Here is a 24,952-nt window from a genome sequence, read left to right as displayed (position 1 = left end):
TTATTTTTTCCTCCTCAAAAGCCAAACGAACGTTCCAATTACAATCAAAAACAAAAATCCAATAATGATGGGTATTATAAAATTAATACTCATTTTTGGTTCAGATTCTTTATCTAGTTCATCAACATTCAATGAATTTGAATCTACTTCCTTATTTTCACTTTGTTCATCGGCAGATTCATTAGTGTTTGGCACTTTGACTGAAAAAGAAAGAGTGCCTTCTATAGGGTGACCGTCCACACCGATTATACTCCAATCCAATTCATAATCCCCATTATTAAGAGGTTCATCTAAGGTCCCTTCCATAATCTCTTCATCTAAATTAATATTCCTAATTGATATAGGATCTCCACCTTTAGTTTTTAGAGTGAAGGTACTGTTTTGTTCAACTTTTGTATCAAACTTCAGCTTAATTTCTTGTATTTCATCAACAATAGTTTCTCCATTTTCTGGAGATGAGCTTTTTATTCCAGTATGAGCAAAAGTGTTATTAGTAAAAAAAATGAAAAAAATAATAATAAAAACAAGTGATTTTTTTATCATGACAAACCTCCAATGAATTTTCAATTTAATTTTAACAAAAGAAAATAAATATTCAAATGAGTATTTGAATATTTTCTTTGACATTTTATTAGTGGTAACATAAACTAACAACATAACAATCAAATGACCATTTGAATGAGGTGAGGAAATGAGTCAAAAAATTAAGAAGGTTTTAAGCCATGACACATGTGAAACTTTTTGTTTTGACGAAGAAAAAGTAAATAAAGTGCAAAATGTGATAGAGGATGTCAATGGGTTGGAATTGTTATTTAAAGCATTATCTGATTCTACTCGAATAAAAATCGCCTATGCTTTAACTATTGAGGAGGAGCTATGTGTTTGTGATGTTGCAAATATTATTGGTTCTTCTACTGCTACAGCATCACATCATTTAAGGTTGCTTAAAAATATTGGCTTGGCAAAACATCAGAAAAAAGGGAAGCTGGTCTTTTATTCGCTTGATGATGAGCATGTAAAGCAACTTATCCAATTTGCCTATCTTCATCATAAGGAGGTATCAAAAGATGAGTGACGAAGCAAAAACACTTGAGGATAAAAATGTATATCGTGTTGAAGGATTTACTTGTGCAAACTGTGCAGGAAAGTTTGAGAAAAATGTAAAGAACATACCAGGTGTTCAGGATGCGAAGGTAAACTTTGGAGCATCTAAGATTTCTGTTTATGGTGATGCTTCAATAGAAGCATTAGAAAAAGCAGGTGCTTTTGAAAATCTTAAAGTCGAGCCAGAGAAATCTACCCGGCATACCCCAAAAGAAGCTAATCGAGAGGAGAAAAAAGAAGAAAAAGTACCTTTTTACAAAAAGCATAGTACACTACTTACTTCTGCAGTATTCCTTGCTTTTGGTTACCTTTCTTACTTCGTAAACGGGGAAGAAAACATTGTTACTACATTGCTATTTCTCGCTTCCATGATGATTGGTGGCTTATCCCTTTTTAAGGTCGGCTTTCAAAATCTCTTACGATTTGAATTTGATATGAAAACCCTTATGACAGTGGCTGTTATTGGTGGTGCCATTATTGGTGAGTGGGGAGAAGTTGCTGTCGTTGTTATACTCTTTGCAATTAGTGAAGAGCTTGAACGATTCTCTATGGATAGAGCCAGACAATCTATTCGTTCATTAATGGATATCGCTCCTAAAGAAGCACTTGTTAGAAGGAATGGACAAGAAATAATGATCCACGTTGATGATATTATTGTTGGTGATATTATGATTGTCAAACCAGGTCAAAAGATCGCCATGGATGGTGTTGTTGTAAATGGATATTCTGCAGTTAACCAAGCAGCAATCACAGGAGAATCAGTTCCTGTTGAGAAAAACGTTGATGATGAGGTATTTGCAGGGACTTTAAATGAAGAAGGGTTACTTGAGGTAAAAATAACTAAGCTTATCGAAGATACAACTATTTCTAAAATTATTCATCTTGTAGAGGAAGCTCAAGGGGAACGTGCCCCCTCGCAAGCATTTGTCGATAAATTTGCCAAGTACTATACACCGATTATTATGGTTATAGCAGGTCTAGTTGCAGTAATTCCACCGTTGTTCTTTGATGGTAGTTGGGAGACTTGGGTTTATCAAGGTTTAGCTGTTCTTGTTGTTGGTTGTCCTTGTGCACTGGTTATTTCAACTCCAATTTCAATAGTTTCTGCTATTGGTAATGCAGCGAAAAAAGGGGTACTTGTAAAAGGTGGAATCTATCTAGAAGAAATAGGTGCCTTGAAGGCAATAGCCTTCGATAAAACTGGTACATTAACAAAAGGTAGACCAGCTGTAACTGATTATAATGTGTTGAATAAGCAATTAAATAAAAATGAGCTTTTATCTATTATTACCGCATTGGAATATCGTTCCCAACATCCTCTTGCATCTGCGATTATGAAAAAGGCTGAAGAAGAAAATGTTAATTATTCAAAAGTAATAGTAGAGGACTTTTCTTCTATTACAGGTAAAGGGATTAAAGGTATTGTAAATGGGATTACTTATTATATTGGTAGCCCAAAACTATTTAAAGAATTATCGACCCATATATTTGATCAACAAATAGAGGGAAATGTTTCAACATTACAAAACCAAGGAAAAACAGCTATGGTGGTTGGAACAGAAAAGGAAATACTCGCTGTTATTGCAGTGGCTGATGAAGTACGTGAATCAAGTAAGGATGTTATTCATAAATTACACCAACTTGGTATCAAAAAAACAATTATGCTAACTGGTGATAACCAAGGAACTGCGAATGCAATAGGTGAACATGTGGGCGTTTCAGATATTCAAGCAGAATTAATGCCACAGGATAAATTAGATTATATTAAACGATTAAGATCAGATTACGGGAATGTCGCCATGGTTGGTGATGGGGTCAATGATGCCCCAGCCCTAGCTGCTTCTACTGTAGGAATTGCAATGGGAGGAGCTGGTACAGATACAGCGTTAGAAACCGCCGATGTTGCGCTAATGGGTGACGATTTAAAGAAACTTCCATTCACAGTAAAACTAAGTCGTAAGGCACTTAATATCATTAAAGTCAACATTGCTTTTGCTATCTCAATTAAATTTATTGCGCTATTATTAGTAATCCCAGGTTGGTTAACACTATGGATTGCCATCCTTTCTGATATGGGTGCTACCTTGTTGGTTGCTTTAAATAGCTTAAGATTAATGCGAGTAAAAGAATAAAGAAAATAGGGCTTCCGTTTCTCTGGGAGGCCCTATTTTTATAGAAAACGGAAAGTGTTTATATAGTTGCAAAGACTAGAAAAAGACATTTAGGGGGATGAGCTTTGGATAAATTATATGATGTAATTATAATTGGTGCTGGCCAATCTGGTATAGTAATGAGTCATAAATTGAAGCATAAAAACATTAAGCACATTATGCTTGATGCTTCCTCTCGCATTGGAGATTCCTGGAGGTTCAGGTATAAATCCTTGGTATTATTTACTCCCAAAAAGTATAGTTCTCTTTCAGGGTTAATGATGAAAGGAAACCCTGAAAGCTATCCAACAAAAGATGAGATGGCAGATTATTTAGAGTCTTATGTTTCCCACTTTGATTTACCCCATAAACTAGGAGTAAAGGTAATTAAAGTTGTAAAGGAATTAAATCATTTTCATATTTTTACGGCAGATAGTAAAAGATCATTAATCGCTAAGCAATTAGTTATTGCATCTGGTGCGTTTCAAGAACCATTTATACCTCCTATAATTAGTAATTTTAATAGTAATGTACTGCATCTACACTCATCAAAGTACATAGAACCTAGCCAACTACAGGAAGGAAAAGTTTTAGTTGTAGGAGGAGGGAATTCGGGAGCGCAGATTGCTGTAGAGTTAGCTAAATACAGAGAAGTATTATTTGCAGTTTCCCATAAAATGAAATTTCTACCATTGAGGGTAATGGGTAAAAGTATCTTTTATTGGTTAGAGAAGTTTAAACTGTTATACGCTGGAATTGATACTAAACGAGGTAAGTGGTTCCAGAATCAGAATGATCCTATCTTTGGAAAAGAAATAAAAGAGTTCATCGTTGACGGAAATATAATTCAGAAAGTTCTAGTTAGTCAGGTAAATGGAACTGAAGTTATTTTTGAAGACGAAAGTAGAGAACAAGTTAACAATATAATATGGGCGACAGGTTTCATTCCTTCTTTTAAATGGATTGACATTGAGGGTGCAATCTCTGATAATGGTCAACCTGTTCAGCAACGAGGTGTTAGCTGCATAAAAGGGCTTTATTTTATCGGGTTACCCTGGCAATATCATCGTGGTTCAGCTCTTGTTTGCGGTGTAGATCGAGATGCAGAATATCTATCCAAAATCATGAATTATTAATATAAAGTCTATCAAGGGGCTTTAGATAAGTGAATTAGGGTTTAGTTTTTGAAAGAATATAATTAAAAAAGCTAAATCTCTCGTATTCGTGGAATTTAGCTTTTTTAATAGGGATTTTCTTGAAGATACTTAGTGTATAGCTCTGAAACAACATTGTTACTGGTACTCTATGAGACTTGTATTTTTATTGGAATTCTTGTGTCCATATTGAGTTCAAAAGTTCCGTATGGATTGACATGATGATAAAACAAAGGTGTTAATCCCCTAAAATCTTCTGAAGTCATTTTCTTCAACCAATATTGGTTGTTGTCATAAAGTACTTCTTGTACCATTAAGGTATTCATATAGACTAAGCAATTTTGCAGCAATTGAAGTGATAAGGCAGACACTTCTTGATCTTCTATAGAATTGGAACGAATCTCACTGTTTTTCCCATAGAATATATAAGTATTCACTGAGTTCCATTGTTCCACTGTATTTAATCCTTCATGGATCTCCCTTCGAATCTCTTCATAGTGTAAATAATCACATAAAAAGATCGTTTTAATCGCTTTTCCTAATTCACATAAAGCCTGATAGGTTGGATGTTTCGTATCCCTTGTAAATCGCTTTAATATGGATTCGGCAGAAGCAGTACCTAACCGTAGAGCAGTTGCAAACTTAATGATTTGTTCATACTGTTGCCGAACAAGATCCCAGTTAATCGGTCTACTTAAAGCCTGTTGAAGGTGAGGATATTCCTCATTCATGCCGGCTTCTGGACGATATAGCTTTTGTGATCCGATATTTTTAAAACGTGGCATTAGCTTAAAATCAAGTAGATGACAAAAAGCAAAAGCAACGACACTTTGTCCGTGTGTATCAACATAATTTCTGTCAACCTCCATGTCTGTACAGTGACGAAGAACCCCTTCCATCATTGCTGCCACCTCCGAAGAAAGGCAGGATTTAAGCTGAGAATAGATACAAGCTGACTTTCGATCTGTATGCCAATAGATCATGACTCCATGCTTCTTATAACGAGGATGCCACTCTGAAAGCAAATTCTGATCCCAAGAGCCAAAATGTTTTGAATCGGAAGCACATGCAGTGGTAGCTTCTCCCCATACCTCTTTCATTCGATTGTAGATGATATGGTTGGTAACCTCGGCGTTGGCTTTTCGCAAATGATCCTTATGAATAAATTTTTGGCGTATATATCGAAGTTCTCGATAACTATCTAGGTGGTTTCCAGCAGAAACTGTTTTCAAACCTGTATTCGTTCCTAATCCAAATAAACTTAGAAGAAGCCTTCGTTGGACGGTTTCTCGATCTAAAATCTCTCGATTGGCGGTGGTTTTAAAGTGTTGGGTAAACTCCGTGTGAAAATCTGTTTCTTTTAGTAAATCCAATAGGTTAATATCGGTCCAACGGTTCTTAATCTCCTGTTTAAGCATCGTCACATGTGGAGGTTCTGGTTGCTTTTCGAGTGGAGTGACTCTAATCCATCCTTTATTATTTCTGGTAGTAATCGCTACTTTTTCGTTACTATGATCTCCTAGCCCTTGATTCAATAAATGGAGTTTATCTTTCATCAACTGTATAATATCTTCAATAAAAGGCTCTACATCAAGTGGTGCTTTCAGTGCTTGAAAATATTCTTCCTTCTTCTCTTCAAAATCTTGAGGGAGATCTTCATCTGGGTTTCGATATCGATCAGCACCCTCAATCCAAACTTCTTTACACCGAAGTCGAGTGCGAAGCGATTGGATCACTGCAATTTCATAATTGATTCGATTTACTCTTTCTATCCCTTTGTTGTCTGTCTCGACAATAACATCTTTCCATTTCGGCTGAATTACACCTTCAATGGGAACTTCATCTCCAGCAGCAAAATAACGTTGCCCACTTTCTCCACACTCTCGTATGAGTTGAATAGCCTTAATAATCGGCTGATGAAATTGATTATTTGAGCGAAAAGTAAGGTTGTTTAAAATTTTAGAAAGTGACTTTCGATAATGCCCTTGGTAAGAAGAATGCATTTTTGTATAGATTTTTTCTTTGTATTCCCGATTATTTTTTGTCATGTCCTTAATAATATCTCGAATCATATCAGAGCTAACAATAGGGAATAAAGTATCTTGAATGACCCCTTCTGGGTGATCTACTGTTGCTTTTAATAAATTGACAATATGTCTATTTTTTCCTTGGACTCTTTCTAATTCTTCTACTGCTTCTTTTCGGGTTGTATTTTTGGCCTTATTTCCGAATTTAAGCGTAATTTCATCCAATAAATCAGCTAAATAATCAATGACTTCTTCATGACGATGCGAAAATAAAATGGCAAGAAGGGTATAGCGAATGGATGCAGGGTGTGCACGCAATTCTGTTACGGTTTCTGTAGCTGCACGGAGTCGATATTTCTTTACTAATTTCGGAGTCAAATGATGAAATAATCTTGGAGGAATGTGTAGGTGCCGAATAGCTAACAATTTTTTAACTTCCATTTCCATGGTGTTTACACTTGGTTTGCTAGGAGAAGATAAAAGTTGCCGAAAAGTTAAAATATCTGATTCCTTTTCCTTCTGAAACTCTTCTTCAAAACCTTCTACCGTTACTTCATCAGTAAAAGATTCCAGTAACGCATCTAATCTCGAACAAGTCCTAGGAGATAGCTGCTGATAAATCGATTGATATAAATGCTTTTCAAAAGTGTCAATGACGGAATCGATCATACGCTTTAAACTTCCATTTGAAGGAGGTTCAACTTTCCACTTACGAAACAGACTGTATGCCTGACTTTTTAAATAGTCGATATCATGTGTAAACTGAACTTGTTCGTTTAACCACTCTGTCAAAAGTTTGTTATCTTTTGCTGTAAGTTCTTGAAAACCGAAGAATTCTCGAATTTGTTTTCGATGATAAGTAAAGTTTCTTTCATCTGAGCCCCAACGATATTCCTCAAAGAGCGCTGAAGATAACCCTAATTGCTGCGCTATAAATTCAACTACCACTTTGGGTATATCTTGTTTCTTAGAAGGAAATCTAGCCTCTTGTTGAAAGTACTTTAATAATATTGCAAATCCTAAACGACTTGCCCCTGTTTTATTACCAATTAGCTTTCTTTCAATGGGTAGTACTACAAAATGTTCTAGAAGCTCATCTTCGTTCCAATTTCGTTTCATAAATATCCTTCCCCAAACTTTAGAATAATCACTATTTTGAGTGTAATCTATTGATTAGAGGATGAAAACAATACTTTGCGGTCTAGAGCAGCTACCCTGTCACTAGGCCTATATGCTAAAGTAATTGCCATTCCAGTCTACCCACCAACTTTAAGCAAAAATTTAAACCGTATTACAAGTATTATGAATCATTCTTCCGCAGATGTAATCTTCACAACTAGTAAACTACAAAGTTTTGTTTCTAAAATAAATTTGGAAATGACTGATGCTAAATGTATATCTTTAGACAAGATTGATTTGCCACCAATTGACTCTTACATTCAACTAGATATTAATGGAGACGAGATAGCTTTTCTTCAATATACATCTGGGTCAACGTCCTCTCCAAAAGGAGTTATGGTTACACATAATAATATAATCACTAACGAAGAAATGATAAGGCATGCTTTTGGAAATAATCAAAATACAAAAATTTTAGGTTGGTTACCTTTATATCACGACATGGGGTTGATTGGGAACGTGCTGCAACCTTTATATTTAGGCACATCCTGTGTATTAATGGACCCTCTTGATTTCTTGCAGAAGCCGATTCGATGGCTACAAGCTATATCAGAGCATAAAGCTGAAGTTAGTGGTGGTCCAAACTTTGCATATGAATTATGTATTAAAAAAATTAAAGAACAAGAAATTGAGTCATTGGATCTTTCTTCTTGGGAAGTGGCTTTCAATGGTGCAGAGCCAATACGAAGTGACACATTGATAGATTTTGCAAAAAAATTTAAACCAGCTGGATTTAACATGAAAAGTTTTTATCCATGTTACGGAATGGCAGAAGCAACACTCCTAATCACTGGAGGAGATAGAAAAAAGGAACCTATTATTAAGAGATTTGATTTAGAAAAACTTAAAGAAAATAAAGCAGTAGAACTTTTATCTACTACCACAAATGCTAGTACTCTTGTAAGTTGTGGAATTACTCAATTAGATCAGACAATTAAAATAGTTGACCCAATCACAAAAAACATATGTTTAGAGGGAGCTATAGGTGAAATATGGGTTTCAGGACAAAACGTAGCTAAAGGTTATTTAAATAATGAGCAACAAGATACTTTCTTAGGAAGAGTTCCTAAAGAAACAACCAACTATTTAAAAACTGGAGACCTTGGGTTCCTTTATCAAGGTCAATTATATGTAACTGGTCGTAGTAAGGATGTCATTATTCTAAGAGGAAAAAATTTTTTCCCTCAAGATATTGAAAAAACTGTAGAGGTAACTTCTAATTGTTTGTCTTCTGCAGCATGTGCAGCTTTTACTATTCTAGAGAAAAATGAGGAAAAACTTATTGTCATAGCTGAGCTAGAACGTTCTTACCGCCCTAGGAATGGGGTTATTAAAAAAGGATTTAATCCAGAACAAATACTTAAAGACATTCGTAAAAATATAATGCAAGAATATGGTATACAACCATACGCTATTCATTTAATCAAGACAGGAACTATATTGAAAACCTCTAGTGGTAAAGTTCGAAGGTCTGCATGTAAGGAAGCTTACGAAAAAGAGGAACTTCAGATATGGTTTTCAAATATACGATCTTAACATTTATTTAAGAAAGGAAATTTTCTAAATTTTGAATAAATATAAGACAATTATTATAGGCGCAGGTCAGGCAGGTTTAGCAATGGGTTATCAACTTCAGCTGAAAAAGGAACCATTTTTAATTATTGATGCTCACCAAAATATAGGTGATTCTTGGAGATTGAGATACGATTCATTACAGTTGTTTACGCCACGTTCTCACAGCTCATTACCAGGCTTAAAAATGAGTGGCAACCCATCTGGTTACCCTAATAAAGATGAACTTGCCGAATACTTACAAAAATATCAACAGAAATTTAAACTTAATGTTAAGTTAAATAAAAAGGTTAAATCAGTAGTCAAGGTAAACGATGAGTTCATAATTAAAACTACTGATGAAAAAGAATTCAACTGTTCAAATGTCATAGTAGCAACAGGGCCTTTTCAAGTACCATACATTCCTAAATTTCATGAAGAGCTCTCCCCTTCAATCAATCAATTACATACGGAGGACTACAAAAACCCATCATCATTAAAAAATGGGGATGTGCTGATTGTAGGTGGAGGAAATTCTGGAATGCAAATTGCTGTAGAACTTGCTAATGACAACAAAAAAGTATATTTATCTTTGGGTAAAAAACCTAAGTTTTTCCCTTATCAGATATTAGGAAAAAGCATCTTTTGGTGGTTAAGTGTATTAGGAGTTATGCGTTTTACCATTAACTCAAAAATAGGCCAAAAAATTAAACAAAATGATCCTATTATTGGTAAAGAAATTTTACCACTTATCCGAAATGGACATATTAAAACATTGAACAGAGCCACTGATAGTAGTGGTGAAATAGTCTATTTTGCTAATAAAACATCACTGAAGCCTTCAAATATCATTTGGGCAACTGGATATAAAAACGACTACAGTTGGATAAAAACTTCTTCAGAAAATGTATTCAACTCTAAAGGTTTACCAAATCATGAACGAGGAGTAACCAAAGAAAAAGGATTATATTTTATTGGCTTATCTTGGCAGTATAGAAGAGGTTCCGCATTACTTCTAGGAGTAGGGGAGGATGCTGAGTTTATTGCTAATCAAGTAACCGGAGGAAATCTAACATGAATGAAAAACTAACTGTGATTCAAGAAATTATTCTTGGATTTAAGGATCTTAAAGTAGAAGAAATTAAGTTAGATAGTGATATGTCTGGTGATCTAGCTCTTGATTCTGCAGATCGAGTTGAGCTTGCACTATGTATAGAAGAAAAATATGAAATAACAGTTCCACCTGAAGAGCATGGGGACTGCGATACTATTGAAGATCTTATAAAACTAATTGAATTACAACAAAGCAAAAAAATTATGGGGGTATATTGATGAATTTTGTCGAAACACAACGTCAACTAGGCATTACGCCACTAAATGCAATGATAGGGTCAATCAATCCATTGTTTAGGATGCCTTTTGATACTGTAAACAAATATAAAGGAAGTGTAATTGCAGAATCATTTAAGTATCACTATGATAATAACGAATTTTATCGTGATTTATGTTTGAGAAAAGAGATATCCCCTAATGATATACAAGGTTTTACCGATTTACACAAAATACCCATGATTCCTGTACAAACTTTTAAACAATGTGATTCACATCTATTAATGACATCTCATTTAAAGGATATTGAATATGAAATGCGCAGTACTGGCACGAGTGGAATACCAAGTGTATCACGCCGTGATAGAGTTTCCGTAGACAATGCTTTTGAAAGTGTTTTAATGACATACCGTGAGTTTTTCAGGATTTCAAGGGGAATGGGTCTTTTCTTATTCCCTCCGACAGAGGAGATGCCTGAAATGGGAATGGTAAAAGCATTAAATATCTTTGCAGGTATGTTAGATGGAAGTGCAAACCTTGTGAAAAAAATAACATTCAATCCTGCACACGCAGTAGAAAAACTTCTTTCATGGGAAGGCAAACATACTCGTCATATCATTGGTCCACCTTTCCTCATTCATAGGCTGGTAAAACATTGTATAGATAACGAAATAAAGCTCAATCTGGAGAAAAACAGTTTAATTATTACTCTTGGTGGATGGAAACAGTTTACAGGGAAAGAAATTCCACGTAAAGACTTTAATGAACTTTGTTCAAAATACCTTGGGGTACAAATTCAAAATGTACGTGATATGTATGGGTTGGTAGAAGCTAATATGTTAGCCGTCGAGTGCAGGGAACAAGAAAAGCATGTTCCACCTTGGGTCCACCTTTCCTTACGAAATCCACGAAATGTACTAGAGGAAGTAGAATATGGGCAACGAGGAGTTATTGCTATTTATGACCCTACATGTACTTCTTACCCTGGCTTTGTATTAACTGAAGACGTTGGGTATCTAAAAGAGGATACAACTTGTGAGTGTGGGAGAAATGGACAAAAGCTAGTGTACATTTCCAGGATGCCAGGTGTTGAGGTAGGATGTTGTGCAATTAATTTAGAAAAATTCATCGAAGAAAAAGAGAAAGAAGTAGTTTCACAGGGAGGTACAAATGTTTAACGAAATTATCAGTGAACATTTTATGAACCCAAGAAATGTTGGGAAAATGTCTAATCCTGACTTTGTTATTGAAATTGGTAATCCCATTTGTGGTGACACTGTTCATATGTTTTTACAAGTTGATAGTAACAGTATTAAAGATGTATCATATTTATCTTATGGTTGTTCTACTTCTATTGCTACTGCTAGTATACTTTCAGAAGTAGTAAAAGGTAAGACATTCAATGAGATTGCTAGTTATCAGAAAAGTGATGTTATAAAATGGTTAGGTGAACTAGAACCTGCACAAAATCATTGCGTGGATATTGGTTATAATATTCTAAGTGAGTGTGCTAAACCTAAACAGAGAAAATTAACTGAAAACAATTTCTTGGTAGAAGATGGAGGGGCTCTCACGTGAGCCCTGATATCTATCTCGATAACAATGCCACTACTCCATTACATGAAGATGTTTATAGGAAGATGAGATATTCTTTGAAATATCAATACGGTAATCCTTCTAGTAATTACGAAATTGGAATAAATGCTAAAAAGTCGATTCAGTACGCACGCAACAATCTTGCTGAATTTTTAAATGCAGAGCCAGAACAGATTACCTTTACTAGTGGTGCTACAGAGTCTAACTCAACAGCTATTATTGGTTATTGCCTCAAAAACAAATCAAAAAACCATATAATTACATCATCAATTGAGCATCCTGCTATAATGGAAGCATGTAAATATCTTCAAGTTAGTCATGGTTTTGATGTTTCATATTTACCGGTTAATAAAGATGGTATTGTTCAAATCAATCATCTTGCGAGCTTAATTACTCCAAAAACTTCTTTGGTAACAGTAATGATGGTTAATAATGAAATAGGTTCTATTCAACCAATAAAAAAAATTGGAGCCTTATGCAAGGCATTAGACATCTACTTTCATTGTGATGCAGTCCAAGGTGCTGGAAAACTCCCTATCGATGTTAAAGAACTAAACGTAAATAGCCTTTCTCTTTCAGCACACAAAATTTATGGGCCTAAAGGTGTAGGGTGCTTATATATAGAAGATAAAAATCAGTTATACCCTCTTCTCCATGGAGGTGCCCAAGAAATGGGGTTTCGCTCTGGAACGGAAAATGTTACAGGTATAATTGGTTTCGGACAAGCTGTCGAATGTCTGATGGATCATTGGATTAATGATATACAACATATAACCTTTCTAAGAAACAAATTTATTGGCCAATTAAATCAGCATTTAACTGACTGGTCGATTAATGGAGGTAATACGGTCCCCTCGACTTTAAGTTTATGCATTCACGGAATTAGAGGTGAAGCTTTGGCATATGCACTTAGTCAAATGGGGGTTTTCGTATCAATTGCATCAGCATGTAGCTCATCTTCATCTAAATTATCTCATGTTTTAAAAGCCTTGGGTAAAAGTCAGGAAGAAATAAGGAGTACAATTCGAGTTAGCTTTGGTAGACAAAATACGATACAGGAGATTGAAAAGGCAATTAATATTTTGGTTACTACCACCTCAAAACTACGCTCGTTTTCACCGATGATGGTTAATGTTTAAATAGTTATCTCAAGTTAAAACATCTTTTGTTGTTCTCAGGCTGTCGAGAACTTTCTCGACAGCCTGAGCGCCTTCTCATTTAGAATGCGCTGAAGATGAAATATTTCTATATGAGTTCTTCTTAATGATGATGACTATGTGCAGAAGGTTTACCTTCCATTTTACATAAAATCGTATCTTTATGATTATTAGAAGATGTTTCTAGTTGTATTGTCATGTGGTGAATATTCTTGTGTTCAAGATTATGTTCAATTTTATGGAGCAATTTTTCACTTTCAGCAATTGTCATTTTACCTTCTACAACTGCGTGGCAAGAAAGTGCATTTAATCCACTTGTAATTGTCCAAACATGCAAATCGTGAACGCTTTGTATTTCATTTGTATCTTGTATTGTTTTAATCACATCATCCACATCCACATTTTGTGGAGCTCCTTCCATAAGTACGTGTATCCCTGACTTCATAACATAATAACCACTTCTTAATACAAGAGATGCAACTATTACACTTGCAAGAGAATCTGCCCATCCCCATCCAAAGAACATAATCAATAGTGCTGCAACAATAGCACCAATAGAACCAAGCATGTCGCTTATTACATGCAAATAGGCTCCACGCATATTCAAGTTTTCTTCTATATCACCACCACGCAGCATAATCCAAGCAACTAATATGTTGATGAGTAGTCCAATTGTTGCAATTATTAACATTCCAGTCGAAGCAATTTCAGGTGGATTTTGAAAACGATGAAAAGCTTCATAAAATATATAAATAGCGATTAAAATGAGTGTCGAGCCGTTAAGGACAGCTGCTAATATTTCAAATCTTTTATAACCGTATGTTTTACTGTAATTAGCTGCTTTTTCTCCAAATTTAAAAGCTAATATAGCAATACCTAGTGATATGGAGTCACTTAGCATATGTCCTGCATCAGATAGTAATGCAAGGCTATTAGTAAGGAAACCACCAATTGCTTCAACAAGCATATATCCTGTTATGATAATAAAACTTAATAATAATGTTTTTTTATTTGTACCATGTGTATGGTCATGTCCATGTTCGTGTCCCACTTTACTCCTCCTTATTTAACGATGCTCTGCATGCTCAATTGTCTGCTTTAACAAATTCATGATGTGATCGTCATCTTTAATATAATGTAGTACCTTCTCTTCTAGATTTGACCAATCTTAGATTTTTCAAATTACTCAATTGGTGGGAGCCACTGATTGGCTTAAATTTAATGTCTCAGCAATATTATCATCTACTGAATGTTCTTCTGAACAAAATAAATTTAAAATGCAATCTCTAGTTTAGTCGCTTAACGCTCAAAACGTTTGTGTAAAAGCAAATAAAATATCCTCATTTATAATTAGCTCACCATATTTTTTCCTTCACACTTCTAATTCACCTCGATGATTTTATGCATGAGCATATTATCATATAATAATATATTATTATATAGTTTTTTCAATATTTAACTAAATCATTTGAAGAAAGACAAAATTAGTATATGTATATTTCTAATAATCATTCAGATATAACTTGAAATATTATTCGTATTCTCCATTATCATACAGAGACGTTGTGGATACTGTGTACATCCAACCACACAATTTATTTATGATAATTGGTCAATTTTTAAAGCACGCATTGCATTAAGCACTGCATGCAAGGCAACTCGAACATCTGATATAATAGGTTCCCATATTGCCCTGGTTTTGTAATTTTAATTGTTAATAGACCTTTAACATTCTCGAAACCGCTTAAAACTTCATTACCTATTTCAACATCTCTTGGACCGTACTCAGAATCCTCCAGCCAAATAGAATAGCATTACAACTATGCCCTCTAGATATTGATAAATTGCAAACGATACGATAGTTGGAATAGAAATTAAAAAGTTTTCATCAACTATTTTTTTAGTATCCCCCCTTATTCAACTATGTTAAACACTCGAAAAAAAACGAATGAACATATAATCATGTTGTTGTATTCATATGCAGTAATTAATGTAATGTTAAAAATAACAAATTTAATTACTTTAAACATGGGCAAATTTCTATTATCAGGGATAGATAATTTACAGAGGAAACAAATCAAACTAAATGGAGGATTAAAAGTGACGTTTAAATATGTATATACCCGCCACCTACTATTTAAATGGTGGGGGTATTCTATGGGTTTATAAAGCCTAATAAGAGCATTGTGGTTAGCTATAAATTCAATGATGCCTCGCATGCTCGATTGTCTGTTTAAGAATATGCATAACATGATCATCATCACAAGAATAAATCATTGTTTTACCATCTCTACGGTATTTAACAAGCCTTAAATTTTTTAGAAAGCGTAATTGATGGGATACCGTAGATTGGAGTAAATCCAGATTATTAGCAATTTCATTGACGGAATATTGCTTTTGAGACAATAAGTGAAGAATTTTTATCCTCGTTGGGTCTGAAAGCGCTTTATATATTTGAGAAACAATAAAAAGTGTCTCTTCATCTAATGATTCTTCTCCCGAATAGTTATAATGGTTTTCGTTCTTTTCCATAATTCACCTCATCATGGTATTGATGACTAGAATTATATCATATCTGAATAATTTATATTTGTTACTAAATCAATTGTGATTTAAGCATATATTACTAGAGGATAAAAGTTAGATATATTAGATTAGGGTTAGAATTCTTCTTATAAAAAAAATTGATGAATTAACTATTGTATAAAAAAGAGATAAAGATCTCCTGTATTAAGACGATCTTCATCTCTTGTAATTAATAGATTAATAATAACCCCATATTAACGCTAGTAAAGTACCAAATATCGTAACTAATGCTATAAATACACCATAATATATTGTTATATATATTGATTTTTTATCTTCAGTTTCTCCTGCATGCATAAATACAATCAATTGTATAGCAGCTTGAAAAAATGCTGTTATAAGAAGGATACTCATAGATAGTTGAAATGTTAAATCAAAATAATACAAGGAAAGGGCAATTATAGATAACAATAAGGAAGATATAAATCCATACACATGCTTTCTAGGAAATAATTCTTTCATAACCTACAACATTCCTTTCATAAAGATAAAACTAAAAATAAAGATCCAAACAACATCTAAAAAGTGCCAGTACAAGGAGAATATAAAAGCTTTGTTATTTGTTCTAGGGGTTAAGCCGTGCTTAAATAATTGCGATATAATAAATATTCCCCAGAATATACCAACCAAGACGTGAGCTCCATGTGTGCCTAATATTAGAAACAATATTGCTGTGAATCCACTTGTTTGCAAAGTTGCTCCTTCATGAATAAAAACAATGAAATCATATATTTCTATACCTAGAAATCCAAGTCCTAGTAAGAGGGTTATGATAAAAAAGGTTATAGTTGCTTTTACTTTCCCCATTCTCATAGCATGGATTGCTAATCCTATCGTAAAACTACTCGTTAATAAAAGAATAGTTTCAATCATTACGGGGGCAATTTCGAAAATTTCTGCACCTGCCGGTCCATTCCCTGTTCTATTTATTAGTGTGAAATATGAAGCAAATAGTGTGCCAAATAAAGCTATTTCTGCGCCTATAAATACCCAAAAACCTAATATATTTAAGCGATTTTGTTCTGTACCGTATTCCAGAGGAAGAGATTTATCTACCTTCATTTTTTCTTCCCTCCTGTTTTTTCTACTCTTTCGATTTCATCGACAGGTATATAATAACCTTCATCTTTTTCATAGGAACGAAGTGCTAAACAGATACCGATTCCTATTGTAGATAAAACTAATAATATCCATAGGCCAAATACGAAAGCAAATCCCCATATAAAGAATATTATTCCCATTATAAAAGGCATTCCACTATTATTAGGCATATGAATTGGTTCGATCCTTTTATTGAAAAGTTTGTCGCCATATATCTTAGAGTCCCAAAATGCTTCAGTGGATTTGACCTCTGGTAATATAGCAAAATTATAATCAGGAACAGGAGTTGCAGTTGCCCACTCTAAGGATCTGGCATTCCAAGGATCTGCTGGAATATTTCTTGGAGAATATCGAACGCTATAATATATATTATAGACAATTAATGCAAATCCAATTGCTAATCCAATAGCCCCTATAAATGAAATCATATTCCAAACACCAAACCCTGTGCTCTCAGAATAGGTATACATACGTCGAGCTTGCCCATCTAAACCGGAAATAAACATTGGGAAGAATGTTAAACATACACTGATAGCTATAAACCAAAATGACCATTTACCTAATCTTTCATTTAGCATAAAGCCAAACATTTTTGGCCACCAATAAAATAGACCAGCTATCATTGCAAATACAACACCTGGTATAATTACCAAATGAAAATGAGCTACCAAGAACATTGTATTATGGTACTGATAATCAGCACTTGCCATACCTAGCATTACACCAGTTACCCCACCTATTGTAAATATGGGAATAAATCCGAGTGAATAAAGCATTGGAGTGGTTAAAACAATACTTCCTTTTCTTAAGGTAAACAGCCAGTTAAAAATCTTTATACCAGTAGGAACAGCTATCGCCATTGTTGTGATAGAAAATATACTATTAACTAATGCTCCCTGTCCCATTGTAAAGAAGTGATGAACCCAAACCAGAAATGATAGCAAAGAAATAGCTATCATAGAATAAACCATAGATTTATAACCATAAAGATTTCTTCTTGCAAATGTTGATATTATTTCACTGTAAATTCCAAAGGCAGGTAAAATTAATATATATACTTCAGGATGGCCCCATACCCAGAATAGATTTGCCCAAAGCATATCCATACCACCATTTTCAGTAGTGAAAAAATTAGTGGCAAATAGTCTATCCATTGTCCCCATAGCCAGTGCAACAGTTAATACAGGAAACGCAAAAACAATTATCAAGTTTGTAATTAAAGCTGACCAAGTAAACATTGGCATTTTCATTAATGACATACCAGGAGCTCTCATTTTTAAAATAGTGGTGATAAAGTTTATACCAGTTATTAGTGTACCAATACCTGAAATTTGGAGTGCGATCATATAATAATTTGTGCCCACTGATTCACTAAAATCTGTTCCAGCAAGTGGAAAGTATGAAGACCAGCCAGAATCAGGCGAGCCACCAACCACGAAAGATATATTGAAAAGCATTGCTCCAGCGAAATAGAGCCAATAGCTTAGAGCATTTAACCTAGGAAATGCAACATCTCGTGTTCCAATTTGTAAAGGAATAACGAAATTCATCAATGCCATTATAAATGCCATTGCCATAAATATAATCATAACAACACCATGAGTAGTGAAAATCTCATTATACTCTTGAGCGCCTAATAAAGTGTTATCCGGTACTGCAGTTTGTGCTCTCATCATTATTGCATCAACTCCACCGCGGAAAAGCATTAAAATAGCAGAGATTAAATACATGATTCCAATCCGTTTATGGTCTACTGTAGTGAGCCACTCGCGCCATAGATACCCCCACTTTTTAAAATAGGTTAATCCTATGATAATGGCTATAGTTGTTAAAGCAATTGCAACCATTGAAGCATATATGGTAGGACCCGGATTAGGAACTGCAAATCTATCTAAGAAATCCATATTACAGTAACTCCTTTCATGTTCAATAAAAGACTCTATTAAAACATACACATTAATGTTTCATGTTTGAATGATCTTCATCGTTCGATAAGTCATCTTTTATTATTTTTTGGTTTTTAATTTCTTCTTGATTATCCTTTAAGGGTTCTTTGGAATGATGATTTTCCGGTGGAGGAGAAAACTCCAAGTGTGTACCTTTATAAGTTGATTGACCTAAGTGCCCGGGTTGTAATAACTCATCAAACTTCTCCTCAGTTAATGTTTCTGCTGTTGATTTTATATCTCTTATCCATTTATCAAACTCTTTTGGTGACATTGCAGTAACATTGAATGTCTGTTGTGCAAACCCTTCTCCAGTAAAGTTTGCGTTCCTCCCAGAATACTCACCTGGAACATCTGCAGCAAGGTTTAATGTATTTACCATGTCGGCCATTGCATATTTTTGTCCTCCTAGTTGAGGAATCCAAAAACTTGAAATAGGACCAAACGAATATAGTTTAAACTCTATTGGCCTGTTTGTAGGTATAAAAAGATAGTTAACGGTTTCTATATCTTGTTCAGGATAACTGAAGTGCCACTTCCAGTTTGAAGAGGATGCATAAATAACTAATGGCTCTTCTTCGTAACCCTCTGGCACGGATTCTACTTTGTAAGTTGAAATAACAGTTACTACTGATAAGAAAGCTACAATTAATATTGGTATTGCTGTCCATATGATTTCAAGCTTAACACTACCCTCTATATATGGTGGTACATAATCTTTACTTTGCCTAGATGCAAGATATTTTCTAACAATATAGAAATACATAGCAAAAACTACAATAACAACAATTGCCATGGTCCATATTGAAATCATAATAACGTTTGCTGTTGTACGGCCTTGAGGTCCTTTTGGATCCAAAACTAATAAAGGCTCACACCCCGTCAAAACCATAACAACAATAAACATTCCGATTAAAAAGGACGTTTTTAATTTCATTTTTGATCTCCTTTCATAGATATCGCCATATTACAAATGTATATGTGTTCATTTAACCATATGAGCATGTATTATATATGCAAAACTTATACTATATACAGTAAATCCTCCTTCGCTTTAGGTATATTTCGGGTATATTATCTCATAAATTTACTAGCGCTATGGTGACAACTAGTCAACGTTTTTATGATGTTATTATGGCGTATTAGTTTGAAATTTCTTAATGTGATAATTCAGATGAATACATCTATACTTTGAAATATAGATGTATTTGAAATTTAAATGAATATGTGTTCATATATATTTAAGAATGTATTTATAAAATTTGACCAAAAAGTTAGGTGATATTATGAGGAAATTATCCATACAACTTGGTTGTATCTTCTTTATTATTATTGTGGGATTGGAAGTTATTATGTTTCTTTTTCTGCATACAACTATTGTGCACTCGAAAATTAATGAAGAAGAGCTTACTTTACAGGCTAAAGGAGACTCTTTAGTGTCGATATTAGAAAAACACTTTGATAGTGAAACTATTGCGCATATTATGCTTATGGAGTCTGAAACTGAAACAGATGTTATTATAACAGATACAAATAATAATATTATTGCCTCTTCTAATTCTTTATTAAATAAATATGTTGACTCTCAAATAAGTGAAAGAACTACAAATGAAGATTTTCTTGTAGGTAATTGGAAAGATGATGACTTCATATTTACAGTGAATGCTATAGGAAATAACGGTAAAGAAGTGGGCCTTGTATACACGTTCCAAAACACAGACAAAATCCATATATTGGTAAAAAAACTTAATGAAAATTTCTTTTTTGTAGGAGTGTTTACTTTAATCTTAACTTTTATCGTTATTACTTTCTTATCATACGCACTTGCAAAACCCCTTGTGAAAATGAAGGAAGCAACATCTAAAATTATTGAAGGAGACTTTTCAATTTCCCTTCCAAATATTAAAAATGAAGAGTTGGGGGATTTATCAAAATCAATCACTCGTTTAGCAAAAGACCTAAATTACTTGCAGTTGGAAAGGAAAGGTTTTTTAGATAGTATTTCTCATGAATTAAAAACACCGCTAACTTTAATAAAAGGTTATGCTGATATAATTTATAATAGGGAACTTTCTGATGAAGAAAAAGATAAATATATAGTTATAATAAGAAAAGAGGCCCACAGACTATCCATATTAATTAAGGATTTATTTACTTTAGCTAAGATGGATAAAAATGCATTTAAAATAGAGAAAAAAGAAATTAGATTAGATCATCTATTTTACAGTATAGAAGAAAAGTTCATGTGGGAACTCAACGATAAAAATATGGAGTTAATAACTAATTGCCCAAGGAACCTAAGCATTATCGCGGATCCTTTTAGACTAGAACAAATTCTTTATAATCTAATTGATAATTCATTAAAGTATTCTTTCGGTACTAAAATTTATCTTTCTGCCCAATTAAAGAATGGATATATTTATATAACAACTTCAGATAATGGAGTTGGAATACCTAAAGAGGATATTCCATATATATTTAATCGTTTTTATAGAGTTGATAAATCTAGAAAAAGAAGTTCGGGTGGGGCAGGACTAGGATTGTCTATAGTAAAAGAAATCGTATTTGCACATGGTGGAGAGATTTCTTTTACTAGTAAAAATGGAAAAGGAACCCAATTCGAAATAATATTTCAGGGAGATGAGCAAATTGAAAACGATTTTAATAATTGATGATGAGCCTATGATACTTGACTTAATTTCATTATTTTTAGAGCCAATGGGTTTTAATTGTATAAAGAAAGAATCAGCTATTGACGGAATTATATACTTACAAACAAATACGAATAAGGTAGATTTGATTTTGCTTGATATAATGATGCCTGAAATGGATGGGTTAACTGCTTGTAGGGATATAAAGTCCTTTTGGGATATACCAATTATAATGATAACTGCTAAAGATGAACAACCAGATATTGTTAAGGGTCTTAGGATAGGAGCAGATGATTATATATCCAAGCCATTTAACGAGGAAGAGCTAGTTGCGAGAATTGAGGCAGTTTTAAGAAGGTTCCATCCTAAAGAGGATATTATTATTTTTAATGGTTTAATTTTAAAGTTAAATTCATTTGAACTAACTTATCTTGAGAAGGAAGTATTACTGACGCCAAAGGAATCAGCTTTACTAGCCTTGTTTTTAAATAATCCAAAAAAGGTTTTATCAAGAAATCAATTAAAGCGATCAATCAGTAGTTATGGAAATGATATAGAAATAGAAGATAGGACGATTGATTCCTATATAAAAAATTTAAGGGGGAAATTAAAAAGCATTAATTTCCCACAAGAAAACCATTTAAAAACTGTATGGAGAATGGGATATAAATGGACTAAAGAAAATAATTAAAAATTATGATAGGTTTTAAGTTACAGGTATCTTTTGAGTCATAACCCTAAATAAGTACATTATGTTGAGGGGCTAATTCTTTTAATACAAGGGGCAGCTATTATCTTAAGTAATCAATTGATCGTAGTATACTGCGACTAATTATTTAAGTATATATTTTTTAGTTTATACGATTTATTTTCGATATCGGTCATAAAATTAATTAATGTATTATAATTAGGGTTCTACGTTTGAAATTCCTTTTTATATATAAAATCTAAAGATTGAAAATGCGATAAGTAAGCTGCACTTATATTAAAATTACACTTATGTTAAATGGATGATTGTGGGAATTTTCATATCCTACGTAGCTTCTTATAGGAGTCTCCGTTTAATAAAAATCAATTACTCTAAATTTATACATATAAGGATAGCAGCTGTTATTCACATAAAAAACACCTCTAAGTGATCATTAGATTAACAATAACCAAGATACACAAAAAGGTGTTTTATTTAATTTGTTATGAATTTTAGAATCAACATCACTGTCAGCAGTTTCAGCTAAATGCATGTTTATTTATAGAGAAATAAAACCCTTAGGGTTAATCGCATTTGTCTTGCTTGAATTCCAATTACCTTTGTGTAATTCAAAATGTAAATGTTGACCAAATGATTGGCCAGTATTTCCTTGGAAACCAATTTTTTGTCCTTTCTTAGTAATCTCTCCTTCATTGACTATTCTATTTTTCATGTGTGCGTAAACAGTAGTATAATTATTTCCATCAATAGTATGAGATATAAAAACTACATTTCCATAACTTGATGAATAATAAGAGCGTATAACTACACCATCCGCAGCTGCATAAACTGGAACTTCTCCAGCCTTAGCAATATCAACACCATAATGAGTTTCGCCACTCCTGTTTCCAAAATCCGAAGTCAAATTTCCAGTAGTTGGATTCGTAAAATCTTTAGATTTTTGTTCTTTAGGAACATTTGATTCAATTTGACCTTGAAAATTATTCCGTATGTCATCTTTAACTTTAAGTTCTATGTTTTTCTCTATTGCTTTTTCCTGAGAAGCTAATAATTGTTTTTCTTCTTGTAACTCCATTTTATATGTTACTACACTCTCCTCTTCTATATTTAAGGATTTTAATACTTTATTTTTTTGTTTTTTTTGTTTTTCTAACTGATCTGAAAGAAGCTCAAGACCATTAATAGACTCCTTTAGGTTAGCATGTTTACTTGTAAATTCTTTTTGTTTTTCATCAAATAGATCTAAATCATCTGAATGTTCTTTGAGTATTGATTGATCTGCTTCAATTATCGTTGCTACTGCACCCACACGGGAGATAAGGTCGCTGAACGAATTTGAGCCTAGTAAAACATTAAGGTAGTTATTAGATTCTTGATTTTCTTGGTATGTACGGGCTCTCTCTTTCAATAGTTCATTTCGACTTTCTATTCTTTCTTTCACTTCTTTAATTTCTTTTTTTAGCCTCGAAATGTCATCTTCTATAATACGGATTTCTTCTTCCTTTTTCATGATTTTTTGATCTGCATCATTTATTTCTGTATCTATTTGTTCTATTTCTTGATTTATATTTTTCTTATTTGCCTGTATTTGATTAATCTGTTCTTCTATTTTATCCAGTTCAGAATCATTAGTAGATATTTTCTTTTTAATTAGATTATCTTCCTCGTTTAATTTAGTTTTGTCTTCTGAGGCTTGTATAGGTAAGTGGACGGAATTAGCAACTAATAACACTACTAAAGATGCTACTATTATTTTAAAACCTTTATACATTTTATAATCTCCTTTTTAAGCAATTATTTATAGTGTTAATTCATATTTTATAATAAGGTGTTATTTATATTATCGTAGCATCATATTAAAAAAAATTAACAAAAAAAAATATTTCATTTTCTTTTCAATTAATATTAATAATAAAGACATTAAGCGCGTCAAAGGCATATTTTTAATATCCAAAAACTTTGCTACTAATTTCATATTATCTGCACAAAATAATCATAAGTTTTCAGTATAGTAATAAGGAAACTAAAAGTAGAGTTATTAGCTATTCTACATTATTAATAAACTTTTTTATTTGAATAAAGGAGTTAGTTAAAATTATGTATTATCTCAGAAAAATCACAACAAATGGTCAAGTTTCGATACCTAAAGTTTTCATTGATCTCCTTCAAATTAATGATGGAGATTATGTATTTATATATGTAGAAGGAGAAAAACTCATTATCAGAAGGTTTCATCCTGATAGTAGGTTAAACCAATGTATTTTTCGAAACGGGAAATTAACAATCCCCATTGAAATACGGAAACAATTTAACATAACAACTATTACTGTTTTACTTGTGCAATTAGTTATCGAGGATTCAAAAATTGTTATTTCTCCTAATTCTTCAGATGTGTCTTCTAGGTATTTGGAGAATCAGTGTGGTAGATTAACTCAATTAGAATGCTAAAAGTATTTATTATGTTTTAAATTTAAAATACACAATATTATCTAACCCCGCACTGGAGTAGCTGTTTAAGATACTTACATCAAAAAAAGCAGGTCCACTTCTTCTATTGCATGTTCAAATTGAAAGTTAAATAAACATCTAACGACTTAGTATAAATTATTCAAACGATGGAAATATTAAATCGTGTGTCTGCTCCCCCCTTATTTCATAATTCAATTAAAACTATAATTATAGTTTTCTAGTAAGTACTATGTATATAAAGGA

At 33.1% G+C, this 24,952-nt stretch carries 21 protein-coding genes and 1 pseudogene; 12 read left to right on the top strand and 10 right to left on the bottom strand.

Annotation, left to right across the window (positions count from 1 at the left end; translation table 11 throughout):
• Complete coding sequence (locus LCM23_RS22855) at positions 1-543, bottom strand: copper resistance CopC family protein (protein WP_224938893.1); 543 nt, start codon at positions 541-543, stop codon at positions 1-3.
• A gap of 148 nt (positions 544-691) precedes the next feature.
• On the opposite strand from LCM23_RS22855, the gene LCM23_RS22850 reads away from it, so the two are divergent.
• The 3 genes from LCM23_RS22850 to LCM23_RS22840 all read left to right on the top strand — a co-directional run bounded on the left by LCM23_RS22850 (position 692) and on the right by LCM23_RS22840 (position 4,390).
• Positions 692-1,075, top strand: coding sequence for an ArsR/SmtB family transcription factor (locus tag LCM23_RS22850; protein ID WP_224938892.1), 384 nt, complete (start codon positions 692-694; stop codon positions 1,073-1,075).
• Entirely contained in the window at positions 1,068-3,236 is a 2,169-nt protein-coding gene (locus LCM23_RS22845; RefSeq protein WP_224938891.1) for a heavy metal translocating P-type ATPase, read from the top strand. Before LCM23_RS22850 ends, LCM23_RS22845 begins: the two co-directional genes overlap by 8 nt.
• Before the next feature lie 104 nt (positions 3,237-3,340).
• On the top strand, positions 3,341-4,390 hold the full coding sequence (locus tag LCM23_RS22840) for a flavin-containing monooxygenase (protein ID WP_224938890.1): 1,050 nt from the start codon (positions 3,341-3,343) through the stop codon (positions 4,388-4,390).
• A 167-nt stretch (positions 4,391-4,557) separates the two neighbouring features.
• On the opposite strand, the gene LCM23_RS22835 is transcribed toward LCM23_RS22840, so the two are convergent.
• Positions 4,558-7,554: a Tn3 family transposase gene (locus LCM23_RS22835; RefSeq protein ID WP_224938889.1), complete on the bottom strand. Its 2,997-nt coding sequence runs from the start codon at positions 7,552-7,554 to the stop codon at positions 4,558-4,560.
• Positions 7,555-7,629: 75 nt separating this feature from the next.
• Here LCM23_RS22835 and LCM23_RS22830 point away from each other — a divergent pair, with 75 nt between their 5' ends.
• Genes LCM23_RS22830 through LCM23_RS22805 form a run of 6 tightly spaced genes read left to right on the top strand, consistent with a single transcriptional unit; the run spans position 7,630 to position 13,229 of the window.
• Positions 7,630-9,150 carry a fatty acyl-AMP ligase gene (locus LCM23_RS22830; protein WP_224938888.1) on the top strand — a complete coding sequence of 507 codons (1,521 nt, stop codon included), beginning with the start codon at positions 7,630-7,632 and terminating at the stop codon, positions 9,148-9,150.
• 28 nt (positions 9,151-9,178) lie between these two features.
• The gene (locus LCM23_RS22825; protein WP_083957288.1) at positions 9,179-10,243 is read left to right on the top strand and encodes a flavin-containing monooxygenase; all 1,065 of its coding nucleotides are present in this window, start codon (positions 9,179-9,181) and stop codon (positions 10,241-10,243) included.
• Positions 10,240-10,497, top strand: coding sequence for an acyl carrier protein (locus LCM23_RS22820; RefSeq protein ID WP_066194416.1), 258 nt, complete (start codon positions 10,240-10,242; stop codon positions 10,495-10,497). Before LCM23_RS22825 ends, LCM23_RS22820 begins: the two co-directional genes overlap by 4 nt.
• Positions 10,497-11,672, top strand: coding sequence for a LuxE/PaaK family acyltransferase (locus tag LCM23_RS22815; RefSeq protein WP_066194419.1), 1,176 nt, complete (start codon positions 10,497-10,499; stop codon positions 11,670-11,672). The genes LCM23_RS22820 and LCM23_RS22815 overlap by 1 nt, the downstream gene beginning before the upstream one ends.
• Positions 11,665-12,072, top strand: coding sequence for an iron-sulfur cluster assembly scaffold protein (locus LCM23_RS22810; protein WP_066194422.1), 408 nt, complete (start codon positions 11,665-11,667; stop codon positions 12,070-12,072). Before LCM23_RS22815 ends, LCM23_RS22810 begins: the two co-directional genes overlap by 8 nt.
• Complete coding sequence (locus LCM23_RS22805; RefSeq protein WP_083957289.1) at positions 12,069-13,229, top strand: cysteine desulfurase family protein; 1,161 nt, start codon at positions 12,069-12,071, stop codon at positions 13,227-13,229. The genes LCM23_RS22810 and LCM23_RS22805 overlap by 4 nt, the downstream gene beginning before the upstream one ends.
• A gap of 121 nt (positions 13,230-13,350) precedes the next feature.
• Here LCM23_RS22805 and LCM23_RS22800 read toward each other — a convergent pair whose 3' ends face one another.
• The 7 genes and pseudogenes from LCM23_RS22800 to qoxA all read right to left on the bottom strand — a co-directional run bounded on the left by LCM23_RS22800 (position 13,351) and on the right by qoxA (position 19,817).
• On the bottom strand, positions 13,351-14,298 hold the full coding sequence (locus tag LCM23_RS22800) for a cation diffusion facilitator family transporter (protein WP_066194425.1): 948 nt from the start codon (positions 14,296-14,298) through the stop codon (positions 13,351-13,353).
• Positions 14,299-14,313: 15 nt separating this feature from the next.
• Positions 14,314-14,598 (bottom strand): annotated as a pseudogene (locus LCM23_RS22795) (ArsR/SmtB family transcription factor).
• An 851-nt stretch (positions 14,599-15,449) separates the two neighbouring features.
• A complete protein-coding gene (locus LCM23_RS22790) occupies positions 15,450-15,779 on the bottom strand; it encodes an ArsR/SmtB family transcription factor (RefSeq protein ID WP_066194428.1) in 330 nt (109 codons plus the stop codon).
• A 231-nt stretch (positions 15,780-16,010) separates the two neighbouring features.
• Positions 16,011-16,295, bottom strand: coding sequence for a cytochrome aa3 quinol oxidase subunit IV (gene qoxD, locus LCM23_RS22785; RefSeq protein ID WP_066194432.1), 285 nt, complete (start codon positions 16,293-16,295; stop codon positions 16,011-16,013).
• 3 nt (positions 16,296-16,298) lie between these two features.
• Complete coding sequence (gene qoxC / locus LCM23_RS22780) at positions 16,299-16,895, bottom strand: cytochrome aa3 quinol oxidase subunit III (RefSeq protein ID WP_066194434.1); 597 nt, start codon at positions 16,893-16,895, stop codon at positions 16,299-16,301.
• Complete coding sequence (gene qoxB / locus LCM23_RS22775; RefSeq protein WP_066194437.1) at positions 16,892-18,838, bottom strand: cytochrome aa3 quinol oxidase subunit I; 1,947 nt, start codon at positions 18,836-18,838, stop codon at positions 16,892-16,894. Before qoxB ends, qoxC begins: the two co-directional genes overlap by 4 nt.
• A gap of 52 nt (positions 18,839-18,890) precedes the next feature.
• A complete protein-coding gene (gene qoxA / locus LCM23_RS22770) occupies positions 18,891-19,817 on the bottom strand; it encodes a cytochrome aa3 quinol oxidase subunit II (protein ID WP_066194440.1) in 927 nt (308 codons plus the stop codon).
• A 499-nt stretch (positions 19,818-20,316) separates the two neighbouring features.
• Here qoxA and LCM23_RS22765 point away from each other — a divergent pair, with 499 nt between their 5' ends.
• Together LCM23_RS22765 and LCM23_RS22760 are read left to right on the top strand one after the other, a co-directional pair.
• On the top strand, positions 20,317-21,552 hold the full coding sequence (locus LCM23_RS22765; RefSeq protein WP_318247549.1) for a HAMP domain-containing sensor histidine kinase: 1,236 nt from the start codon (positions 20,317-20,319) through the stop codon (positions 21,550-21,552).
• Positions 21,530-22,222, top strand: a complete 693-nt coding sequence (locus LCM23_RS22760; protein ID WP_066194445.1) for a response regulator transcription factor — start codon at positions 21,530-21,532, stop codon at positions 22,220-22,222. The genes LCM23_RS22765 and LCM23_RS22760 overlap by 23 nt, the downstream gene beginning before the upstream one ends.
• Before the next feature lie 556 nt (positions 22,223-22,778).
• On the opposite strand, the gene LCM23_RS22755 is transcribed toward LCM23_RS22760, so the two are convergent.
• Positions 22,779-24,011: a murein hydrolase activator EnvC family protein gene (locus tag LCM23_RS22755; RefSeq protein WP_066194448.1), complete on the bottom strand. Its 1,233-nt coding sequence runs from the start codon at positions 24,009-24,011 to the stop codon at positions 22,779-22,781.
• A 326-nt stretch (positions 24,012-24,337) separates the two neighbouring features.
• Here LCM23_RS22755 and LCM23_RS22750 point away from each other — a divergent pair, with 326 nt between their 5' ends.
• Positions 24,338-24,688 carry an AbrB/MazE/SpoVT family DNA-binding domain-containing protein gene (locus LCM23_RS22750; protein WP_066194450.1) on the top strand — a complete coding sequence of 117 codons (351 nt, stop codon included), beginning with the start codon at positions 24,338-24,340 and terminating at the stop codon, positions 24,686-24,688.
• The last annotated feature ends 264 nt before the right edge of the window (positions 24,689-24,952 follow it).

Origin of the sequence: Cytobacillus kochii (assembly GCF_020171845.1) — a bacterium.
GTDB classification, from domain to species: Bacteria; Bacillota; Bacilli; order Bacillales; family Cytobacillaceae; genus Cytobacillus; species Cytobacillus kochii.
Note: the sequence above shows the minus strand (reverse complement) of the source record. Positions and strands in the feature narration are given on the sequence as shown.